5 protein-coding genes are annotated in these 3,017 nt (G+C 29.8%); all 5 read left to right on the top strand.

All coding sequences use genetic code 11. From position 1 onward, the window contains the following. Positions 1 to 627 (top strand): hypothetical protein (locus HMPREF1495_RS02170; RefSeq protein WP_034211662.1); only part of this gene is annotated, 627 nt, incomplete at its 5' end. 39 nt (positions 628 to 666) lie between these two features. Beyond that, positions 667 to 921, top strand: a complete 255-nt coding sequence (locus tag HMPREF1495_RS02165) for a WXG100 family type VII secretion target (RefSeq protein WP_084544483.1) — start codon at positions 667 to 669, stop codon at positions 919 to 921. A gap of 42 nt (positions 922 to 963) precedes the next feature. After that, the gene (locus HMPREF1495_RS02160; protein WP_034211661.1) at positions 964 to 1,707 is read left to right on the top strand and encodes a hypothetical protein; all 744 of its coding nucleotides are present in this window, start codon (positions 964 to 966) and stop codon (positions 1,705 to 1,707) included. Between the two features lie 91 nt (positions 1,708 to 1,798). Continuing rightward, positions 1,799 to 2,263: a hypothetical protein gene (locus HMPREF1495_RS02155; RefSeq protein ID WP_007595741.1), complete on the top strand. Its 465-nt coding sequence runs from the start codon at positions 1,799 to 1,801 to the stop codon at positions 2,261 to 2,263. A 174-nt stretch (positions 2,264 to 2,437) separates the two neighbouring features. Continuing rightward, a complete protein-coding gene (locus HMPREF1495_RS02150) occupies positions 2,438 to 2,896 on the top strand; it encodes a hypothetical protein (protein WP_007595742.1) in 459 nt (152 codons plus the stop codon). The last annotated feature ends 121 nt before the right edge of the window (positions 2,897 to 3,017 follow it).

Raw genomic sequence — 3,017 nt, 5'->3', positions numbered from 1 at the left:
ATGATGTTTACAAGAAAAGATTACATGAATGTAGCAGAGTATTATATGCAACAAAAATATGACGAAAAGTTTGAAAGTGAGTATATATATGAAGGTAGTGTGTACGTTCACCCAAAGTCAAATCCCTACTGGCATGTAGTAGTAGATGTTGAAACTAAGGATGGAATGACTTATTTTCATGACAATTATGTAGGGTATCTTAAGAAGGAAGAACTTGAGAAGTATATCTACGAGCTGGTAAAGCCGATATATGGGGAGTGTAAAGTATATATACATCCATATGGTTTTTCATTGGATGACAGCTTTAACAAAGATACGGACTTAATGACATACGTAAGTAATGGAAATTATGCATTAGATATATTTACGTATGAAAATGCAGAAAATATGGAAACTGAATTAAATAAGACATGCAGTATTTTTATTGAAAATAAATTAGAATGCAATGTTATAAATGTTACATATATTACTCAAGAAAACTTAAGCAGTCTAGAGGAAATTAATATTGACAAGATATATAATTCAAAGGATTACTATTATTCATTAGATAGTATATATGATAAAAAGAATGATACCAGGTTTTCAGATATATATGTAATGAAAGGAAGAGATGGTTATGGAAAATAATAATATTGAAACTGAAGATGAACTACAGAAAAAAGCACTATGAGAAATCTGATAAACATATTACAAGGTGAATGGGAAGGTGCGGCAAGTGAGAGCTTCGTAGCACAGTTTGAGTCATTACAGCATTCATTCAATCAAATATATCAGTTGATACCGGACATAGCAAGGCAGTGTGATAACGTGGGGGATGCAACTCAGGCACTTTATGAAGAGATTGCAAATAAGTTTAATATAGAAGTTAGTTTTGTAGCCCATGTATTTATGTTATCTATAAGTTATTATTTAGTTTATTAAGATAAATGAATATATGTGTATTTTTAAATTTAAGGGATTAGAATGAAAAAAAGAAGAATAAGCCAGAATGAAGAAGCAATAAGAGGTATTCTTATAATAATAGTATTTATAGTGGGACTGGTATTCCTTAGAGATATGCTGGTAAAAAGAGGGGTAAGTATTTTTATGCTGACAAGAAAAGATTACATGAATGCAGCAGAGTATTATATGCAGCAAAAATATGGAGAGAAGTTTGAAAGTGAGTATATATATGATGGTAGTGTGTACGTTCACCCCAAGTCAAATCCGTACCGGCATGTAGTAGTAGATGTTGAAAATAAAGACGGAATGACTTATTTCCATGATAATTATGTGGGATATCTTAAGAAAGCGGAACTTGAAAAGTATATATATGAGTTGGCAAAGCCAATATATGGGGAGTGCAAGGTATTTATAGAGCCACATGGTTTTGGATTAGATGATAATTGGAACAAAGATACAGATATGAAGATGTATGCCGAAAAGGGTAATTACACTACGGAGATAATGACAATCGATGATGCATCAAATATTGAAAAGAAATTTAAAATATTGCTAGATAAATTTGAAGATGAAAAATTATTAAGCAATGCGATTTTAGTAACATATATTGCGGAAAATGATTTTAAGAATTTAAGAGAACAATATATTGACTATATACATAACTCGGAAAAGTTTTTTTATAGAATAGATGCAGTATATGATAATGTTGAAAAAAGATTTACAGATATAGATATATTGAAAGGAAATGAAGATTATGCCAACTAATAATAGACCGACAGAATATGAATTACAGGAAAAAGTATTATATGACATCCTACAATATAACCCCTAGAAGTGCGGTAGAGAGGAAAAGATAATGAGAAAAAAATACAAGTTATATATAATTATGGCTATGTGTATGGTTATATGCGGCTTTTTATTAAACAAAATAGCATTTTTTAAGGATAAGGAGTTTGAGAGAGCGGTTAGGGATACAAAGTATACATATAGAATGTCATTTATAGACAAGAGAGATAAGCCGATAATTGGGATTATTTGGAAAAAGGATTTAGAGAAATTAGAGGACGTGTCAATAGATTTTAGGGAATATAAAGTAAAAGATGTAAGCGACCTGAAAAAGTTTAAAAATTTAAAGCAACTGATGTTATGTTATTCACATGAATATGAGGGTGATACAAGTATATATGAGGATGAGCATGTACTTGATAATATATATAAAATAAAAAACTTTAAGAAGTTAGAATGGATATGTATAGAGAATTTGAAAGTAAATGAAGACATTAAAGCAATGTTTCCAAATGCCAAGGTCTTTATTGATTAGAGGGTGTATGGTATTGCAGGCGAAAAATCAAAGATATTAATGGCGCAACAAGGGGGCCGGAAGAATGATAAAAAAGAGAAGAGAAAAAGCTATAGGCGGAATTATCCGGAAGATTTTTAGTACCATGACAGTAAAGGAATATGAGTGAATGTTAGATAGAGAGGAGATTCAGATTTGAATTATACAGAATCATTTTGTTTAGGAATAATTGTTCTAATATGTATGATTGTATTAAACAAAATAGCTTTTTTTAAAGATGAAGAATTTTTGAGAGCTGTGAGAGACACTATGGGGCAAGAGCGTATGTCTTTGGCAAAAAGACGAGAAAAGCCTATAAAGGGTATTATATGGAAAAAGTCTTTGAGGAAATTAAATTTTATTTCTATAAATTTTAAGGACTATCATGTGAAAGATATCACTGATTTAGCATATTTTAAGAATGTTGAAACTATTATACTTACATATATGGGTGATAATGAGGAAGACATAGGCATATATGAGGAAGAGAATATACTTGATAATTTATATTTGGTGAAAAAATTTAAAAAATTGAGAAGAGTTCAGCTATATCATTTGAAGATAAATAGTGATGTGAAGGCAGCCTGCCCAAATGCAAGAGTATTTATAGATTGATTCCATATATGTATAATAAAAAGTGTAAAAATAATACTGCTACAATTTAATATATAGACAAGATAAAAAATGTTTTGGTTGAAGGGATTATGCATTTATGAAGAAAAAAGTAAAAAATAAT

Source organism: Lachnoanaerobaculum sp. MSX33, from assembly GCF_000512995.1.
GTDB lineage: Bacteria > Bacillota > Clostridia > Lachnospirales > Lachnospiraceae > Lachnoanaerobaculum.
Note: the sequence above shows the minus strand (reverse complement) of the source record. Positions and strands in the feature narration are given on the sequence as shown.